The following is a 7,204-nucleotide window of genomic DNA, read 5'->3' as shown; positions in this document are numbered from 1 at the left end:
TCAACGTCAACCTGCCACCGGCAACCATCATCACGGCCATCGCCGCCGGCGACAACCACAGCCTGGCCCTGACCGCACCACCAACCTCCACCACCACCCTGCACGTCACCCCCACCAACCCGACACCGGATCAGGACATCACCCTCACCGCCACCGTCACCTGCAACATCGACACCCCCACCGGAACCATCACCTTCNACACCAACACCACCACCCTCGCCACCGTCCCCCTCACCACCAGCGGCACCGCCACNCACACCACCACACTCCCTCCCGGCACCCACCACCTCACCGCCGGCTACACCAGCACCAACACCTGCCCCGACAGCCAATCCCCACCCACCACCATCACCATCGCCGCACCACCCGACGAACCCGACCTACCCATCACCGGCCCCAACCTNACCACCACCACCGGCACCGCCGCCCTCTCCATCCTGGCCGGCGCCATCCTCAGCTACGCCGCACGCCGACGCCCACCACACCACCCCGAATAGCACTAAAGTGCCACCAGTCCACACTGTCTCTTGCCCGACCTGCGGGGAGCTGATCGAAGCCATTCGCCCTGGCAGCCGTCCCCGTCGCCCTAGCGATCTGGGGACGGGGCCACGTGAAGCCATGACGGACCTCGCGACGCGGTCACCCCTCGTATCGGCTAAAGCCGCAGGTAGTGAGCCTGGCGGCGAGACCGGGGCGAGTAGCCTCTCGCTCCGGGCGAACGATGACGCCGCCACTCCCAGCCCTGACCGCCCAACAACGCCCTGCCGTCGGGATCCACCTGGACAGCGGAAAGTGGGCCAGCAGCACTGATCCGATAGAGACAGGTCTTTGTGGCTGCCAGGCCTGTCGGGGTCGGCATTGAACTCCATCAGTAGACGACGTAAAGTATCGATCTACTTCCATTGAGTTAGCTCCCCGACCGCACCGCTACCAGGTTGATCGGATGAGCGAGGTGGCCTCGACATGGACACCGGCAGACACAACCCCGGTTGCGCGACAGCCCGAGGACACCGGTGCCTCTGCACCGAGTGCGGCGGCTCACAGCATGGTGTGCAGGGCTGGCTCGACCACGCCGGCCACGATCACGCGAGCCGTCGCAGGAAAAGAGGGCGGTACGAGAGCAGACTGGCCTGGACGAAGCATCGCCCACGACGCCTGAAGAGAACTCGCGCCAACCAGGAGATCACCACCGACCTTGCCCGCGCGGACATTGCGGACTGGCTTTCCACCCCACCCCCGTCACCGTTTCTGTCTCCGTCTCCGGGACCCGAAGTCGGCGAGCCCTACCCGTCGCCCACCGAACAGGTGACAGCGCTTGCCGAAGAGATGACCCGCGGAGCCTGGCGGGACATCACCATGGAACTCGACCGCGCCGCTCCGAACACCACCCTGGTCAAGCGTGACCTCACCCAACACGGCTGGTGCGACCTGTTCATCGCCTTGGCCCAGGCGATCGAGGTGACCCGGCGCGGCTTCGACCGCATCCCCCACAAGGTCAAAGAACTGATTCTGGGTTCACCGCTGCAAGTAGACCGCCCGCACGTCACCGAGGCCGTCGTCACCCTGATCGTCGACAAGGCGTGGCAGGGTTTCCAGGCCGCAGCGTTCGCGGGCGCTCCACTGCTCGACCTCATCTCCCACGAAGAAGCCTTACGAGCGCTACGAATACTCGCCGTGTTCATCTGCCCCGCACCAGCACAACACCCCGCAGTACGGCAACACGCGCTGAAGCCACTCGGAGAAGACACCACCAAGATCCTTAGCGACCAGACCACCGCCCGGCTTGCCGACCTCTTCACCGACTGGCGACCCGACGGCGCCACGCCGCCAACCGGATAGCATCGCCAAGCCCTGCCCTACCAGTACGCCGCCTTCGCCGCCGCGGGGCCGACGTCGGCGAGCGCGTGGACCCGACGGCCGCGTACGACCGCTGGCTCAAGCTCGGTCTCGACCGCTGGCTCGCGGTGATGCTCATGCACACCCGGCCCAGAGCTGGCAGCACTGGTGGGCTCCACCGCTGCCGGATCAGGGAAGGGGGTCGACGGCGTGCAGCATGGCCAGTAGACCGTCGATCGCCCCCCACTCGTTTGGGATGGGGTCCGGCGAGAAGTGCATCATCTTGTTGCGGATGTCGGCGACGTCCTTGATCTGCTGAACGAACTGGGCGTGGTCGAGCGGCCAGTCGAGGAGCAGGAATTCCTCTTCGCCCTTGAGGACGTGAACATAGGCTCCGAAGGTCAAGCTGTCGGCGTCCTTGTGTCTCTTGTTCGTGGCGGCCTCGATGATGTCCGCGGCGATCTTGGACTTCACCCTACGGTGTAGCCGACGCTCACATTCCTCAATCATGGTGAATGGTCTGGCGATCTCACCAAATCGGTTAGTCAGGTCGGCAGCTGTGATGATCCCAGCGATCGTCTTCCCGTCTCTCGACCGGATGAAGATGAAGCCGCGACCAGAGATCTCATCGATGCGCGGCAACACTAGCTCGTCGTAGGCGGCGTCTGGCACGGTCTGCTTCGCTTGATCGACTGTCGGCACTGCCTGATGCGCCATCTGCGCCTTTGCGATCGACTCCCAGCTGATGGCCCCTTTGAAAGTGCCGTCATCGTCGATCACCGCGAGCTGCGAGTAGTTGTAGCGCAGCATCAGCGTTCTAGCCAACACAGTCGAATCCGTGGGTCGCACCGATACCACTGCGGTGTCCGTCCGCAGCAGGTTGCCGAACCGCAGCGCGAACGGCTTGTCCGGCACGAGCTCGTCATCGGCAGGCTCATCAGACTCGGCTTGAGCACCACCCTCATCGTCGACCAGCTCTTCGGCTGCGGTCTCGTCTGTGGAGTCGTCAGCCTCGGCGCCAAACTTGAGGACACGGATACTGCTGTCGATCCAGCCCTCAGTAAAGGGCGGAACCGTGGTGAGACCGTTCTCGCTGAGGTCACGTTGAATGACGTCCACAGCGGAGCTTGTCCGTCGCGCGGCATCCCAGTAGCGCAGAAGCTCCCGGATGGTCAGCTCCAGGCCGTCCTCAGCTGCGACAGCACGGGCGATGAAGCCGTGCGGGGTCACCCACTCGTTGCTGGACTTTTCCTCAGCGGTGGGACCGGGGTCGGCACCGGTCTCGGCGAGTGCAGCGATCCGTCTCGCGGCTCCGTTACGTCGAAGCTGACAGATGGTCAGTAGTGAACCCATGCTATAGAGCAGATCCTGCCCGATGGCCGATCGCGGCAGCGCTCGTTGAATCCAGACGACCGGGCGTACGTGGCGCCGATCCGCTGCGGCATCCCGGCGGTATCGGTATCCACCAGCGATCCGGCCGATAGCGACGTGGTCCGGCACGGTCTTCAGGGGCAGCACTACGTAGTCGTCGACCGCCATGACCTGGATGAGACGCCACAGCTGCCCGGTCCAGTTCGCCACCACTGTTCGCGAGCGGTTCGGGTATGCCGCTCGAACAACCGCATGCAGCTCTCTGCGCGTCGCCACCTGGCTGAGGTCGCCCACTTCCGGCCATCCGGCAATGACGAGAGACTGCTCGAGGGCATCCGCCTCGCGCTCACCCTCGCGTCCTGCGCGGACCATCCACGCCGTCGTCATCGGCCCCCCAGATATCGTGCGAGACGTAGCAGTGGCGCCGAGCCAGCGGCACCAGGACAGCCTACGCAGGCTTTCAAACCACCCAGCGATCTTCAATCCTCTGTCGATACTGTCCCGAAATGGCCACTGGCGGCCGCGTGGTCATCGAGGCGCTACGCCGCTCGGCCCGGGCTCACCGCACGGTGCCGGCCGTGATGAAGACGTGACGGCATCGGTAGAGCGCCCCGTCACCACCGCCTCGTCGAACTGGCACCGGAACCGCTCGGCTGCCGCCACAGGCAGCGGGGCAAGGTGGACGGGGTCCCGAACGGGCGGCTCGCCCTGGTGTTCTCGCAGGGCCGTATCGACGGGATCATCGGTAGGAACGGGTGGCCATCAACCGTCCTCCGCTCCGATATCGGTCGATGAGTGCCAGGTGCCCGTCGTCGGCCAGGCCGAGGCTGCGCACGTGGAGGTCGCCGTGGAGCAGGGTGGGTGCGAGCCGACCAGCCTCGGCGATGAGCCGGTCGAGCGCGTCTAGGCAGGCGTGCAGCCGCCGGACCTGGCCGGGCGAGAACAGTCCAGCGAGCTGCGCGTCCCCACCGAGCAGGCTGAGGTTGCGGTGGGCCGCCGCCACGTGGTGCGCTTCCGCGGGGGTCCACCGGTGGTCGATGGCTTCTGCCGCGTCCCGCATGAAGATCCAGTCCCGGCAGTCGTACCGCACCGATCCCGCGTCGGGCGGGGTGCTCAGCTACGCGGGAATGACCTTCGGCATCGGGCTGGAGAAGAACCGGGCCTCCCGCTCGACGAGCGAGGGATCGTTCTGCTCCAGCAACGACTGGTTGCTGGGATCTTGGCGATCCACCGGGACGCACCGCCGTCGTTCAGGTCGGCGACGACCCTCAGCACGGTGGCCTGGCCCAGTCCTGACGAGCGGCACACCCCCTCAACCGAAGCCCTTCGCCTTCACAATGGTGGGTGCAGGCCGACTGTTCCCGATAGGTGGTGTTCACGTGGTCAAGGCGCGGCCAGCCGCAGGCGGCGGTCGGTGGGTAGAGATCTCACCGGAGCGGATTCGTGGTTGGCTCGACGGCTTCTACAGCCGCCACGACGGCGCCACCGAGCAAGGCCTCGTGCTGACCGGCCTGAACAACGGTGACACCGCCACGCTGTATCCGCCGCCGGGGCTCGCCGAGACGAAGGATGTCGACACGCTGCTGGCCGGCCTCATCCGACCGCCCCGGATCGCCGTACTGCTGGCCCGTAAGGGCGCAGTTGCCGCCGGCGTCGTGGACGGAACGACCATCACCGTCTCCAAGGTCGAGCGCTTCTACGTGCAGGGTCGCACCGCGGCCGGCGGTTCCTCGCAGCAGCGCTACGCACGTCGCCGCGCCAACCAGGCCCAGGCTGCTACTCAGCGGGCTGCGGACATCGCCGCGCGGACCATGCTGCCCTATGCACCCGGTGTTGTCGCCGACCCGCACGATGCAGTCAGGTCCCTGGTCTGTGGCGGCGACCGATCGATGATCGAGGCGATACTCAAAGACCGGCGTCTGTCGCCACTGGCACTGCTGCGTCATCCACACCTGTTTGAATCCGCCGAGCCCCGCCTGGCCGTCCTGGCAGATGCGGCGGTGGTGGCCAGACGAATCCGCGTCCATCTGATGCCATGACACGATCAGGTCCGGCTGATCGACGACGACCGCCCAGAATGATGCACGACGGCCCAACAGCGCCGGACCTGTACGCAATATCCCGCAACCCGCCCCACCCTGCGGCACGATCGGGTATCTGAGGTTCCCCGGTATCTCGGGAAACATCAGCACCTCCGCGTTATCGGGCCACCTCAAGACGGCGCCGAAGTTCCGGCGGACTGGTCGGAGGTAGTCAGTCGCCGGCGCCGAGGGCGCAGCTCCTCGCTGCCCGCTACACCGCCGAGGAGGCACCATGTTGTGATCCTCGCCCGGCGCGAAGGCCGGGCGCAGCCTGCTGATCCCCGCCTCGGCCGTCGACTCAGCCACGGGGTTGCGATCCTCGCCCGGCGCGGAGGCCAGGCGCAGCTCCAGACTTTCCTCGTCCAACTGCACGTTGAGTAAGTTGCGATCCTCGCCCGGCGCGGAGGCCGGGTGCAGCATCTCGTCCAGACCGGCCCGCTGCTCATGCGCAAGTTGCGATCCTCGCCCGGCGCGGAGGCCGGGCGCAGCGGATCGACCGCCCCGAGTACAACGTCCAACCCCGGCCCGTTGCCATCCTCGCCCAGCGCGGAGGCCGGGCGCAGCGGGCCACGGACCGTCTGGCAACTCGTCAAGGCGGAGGTTGCGATCCTCGCCCGGCGCGGAGGCCGGGCGCAGCGGTCGCGCCGAAAGCCAGCCTGATCCGCACACCGAGCGTTGCGATCCTCGCCCGGCGCGGAGGCCGGGCGCAGCTGGTGTGCGCGAAGACCTACGACACAGCTGTACGGTTGCGATCCTCGCCCGGCGCGGAGGCCGGGCGCAGCGGTGCGCGCGGCGCCGAACTGTGCCGTGGAGTAGTCGAGGTTGCGATCCTCGCCCGGCGCGGAGGCCGGGCGCAGCTGGTGTGCGCGAAGACCTACGACACAGCTGTACGGTTGCGATCCTCGCCCGGCGCGGAGGCCGGGCGCAGCGGTGCGCGCGGCGCCGAACTGTGCCGTGGAGTAGTCGAGGTTGCGATCCTCGCCCGGCGCGGAGGCCGGGCGCAGCCTCCACGGCGGAGTGGCGGGCCGCGCGCACCGCCGACGTTGCGATCCTCGCCCGGCGCGGAGGCCGGGCGCAGCGTCGATGAGTTGTGTTTCGCCCCCACGTGGAACGAGGGTTGCGATCCTCGCCCGGCGCGGAGGCCGGGCGCAGCCGGGTGTACGGCGCCCCCGCACACAGCCGACGGAGGCGTTGCGATCCTCGCCAGGCGCGGAGGCCGGGCGCAGCGCGACCGAATGTACGAGACGATCGACGGCAACGCGACGTTGCGATCCTCGCCCGGCGCCGAGGCCGGGCGCAGCCTTCATCGATTCCTCGCTTTCGGATAGCGATGGGAGCCTGTTGCGATCCTCGCCCGGCGCGGAGGCCGGGCGCAGCACTCAGCTTGTGGCGGTTGGTGGGGTGGGGATTGAGGAGTTGCGATCCTCGCCCGGCGCGGAGGCCGGGCGCAGCGCCATCGGCGTCGATCTGCGGAGTAAGCAAACCAGGGTTGCGATCCTCGCCCCGCGCGGAGGCCGGGCGCAGCTCGGTGACGTAGACCGGCATGCCGCCGATCTGGCCGAGGTTGCGATCCTCGCCCGGCGCGGAGGCCGGGCGCAGCCTGCTGCGGGCGTCGGCTTAGTGCAGCACTCAGCCCCGGTTGCGATCCTCGCCCGGCGCGGAGGCCGGGCGCAGCCCATTTCAAGGATGAGGTTAGGTCTTATGGATTTTGTGGTTGCGATCCTCGCCCGGCGCGGAGGCCGGGCGCAGCACGTCACGCCCGGTTCGCTGCCGAACGGGTCGTACACGTTGCGATCCTCGCCCGGCGCGGAGGCCGGGCGCAGCGCCCTTCCGGGCCGCTTTTAATGCGATCTCAGGGTTCTGGTTGCGATCCTCGCCCGGCGCGGAGGCCGGGCGCAGCGCCACCCTCCGGCCGC

The 7,204-nt window shown here is 67.7% G+C and carries 6 protein-coding genes and 1 CRISPR repeat array; of the genes, 3 read left to right on the top strand and 3 right to left on the bottom strand.

Annotated features, from left to right (window positions below):
- Positions 1-497: Ig-like domain repeat protein (locus tag B116_RS25450; RefSeq protein WP_033667733.1), on the top strand; the 497-nt coding region annotated here is incomplete at its 5' end.
- A gap of 808 nt (positions 498-1,305) precedes the next feature.
- Positions 1,306-1,839 (top strand): hypothetical protein, encoded by a 534-nt coding sequence (locus B116_RS0119035; protein WP_155255770.1) that lies wholly within the window; start codon positions 1,306-1,308, stop codon positions 1,837-1,839.
- A 17-nt stretch (positions 1,840-1,856) separates the two neighbouring features.
- On the opposite strand, the gene B116_RS27630 is transcribed toward B116_RS0119035, so the two are convergent.
- From B116_RS27630 to B116_RS28415, 3 genes are all read right to left on the bottom strand, one after another.
- A complete protein-coding gene (locus tag B116_RS27630) occupies positions 1,857-2,015 on the bottom strand; it encodes a hypothetical protein (RefSeq protein WP_155255769.1) in 159 nt (52 codons plus the stop codon).
- Positions 2,016-2,025: 10 nt separating this feature from the next.
- Positions 2,026-3,594: a CBS domain-containing protein gene (locus B116_RS0119025; RefSeq protein ID WP_223874619.1), complete on the bottom strand. Its 1,569-nt coding sequence runs from the start codon at positions 3,592-3,594 to the stop codon at positions 2,026-2,028.
- Between the two features lie 352 nt (positions 3,595-3,946).
- Positions 3,947-4,297 (bottom strand): hypothetical protein, encoded by a 351-nt coding sequence (locus B116_RS28415; RefSeq protein WP_027660982.1) that lies wholly within the window; start codon positions 4,295-4,297, stop codon positions 3,947-3,949.
- Between the two features lie 289 nt (positions 4,298-4,586).
- Here B116_RS28415 and B116_RS0119005 point away from each other — a divergent pair, with 289 nt between their 5' ends.
- Complete coding sequence (locus tag B116_RS0119005) at positions 4,587-5,246, top strand: acVLRF1 family peptidyl-tRNA hydrolase (RefSeq protein ID WP_027660981.1); 660 nt, start codon at positions 4,587-4,589, stop codon at positions 5,244-5,246.
- A gap of 276 nt (positions 5,247-5,522) precedes the next feature.
- A CRISPR array of direct repeats spans positions 5,523-7,188; the repeat unit is 37 nt; unit sequence GTTGCGATCCTCGCCCGGCGCGGAGGCCGGGCGCAGC.
- Positions 7,189-7,204: the final 16 nt, after the last annotated feature.

Source organism: Salinispora fenicalii (assembly GCF_000514815.1).
Classification (GTDB): domain Bacteria; phylum Actinomycetota; class Actinomycetes; order Mycobacteriales; family Micromonosporaceae; genus Micromonospora; species Micromonospora fenicalii.
The sequence above is the reverse complement of the archived record's forward strand: the minus strand, read 5'-3'. Positions and strand labels throughout refer to the sequence as shown.

Bases quoted from the DNA above. Each gene is read 5' to 3' on its own strand.
- B116_RS0119025 (WP_223874619.1), bottom strand. From the start codon at position 3,594: ATGACGACGGCGTGGATGGTCCGCGCAGGACGCGAGGGTGAGCGCGAG.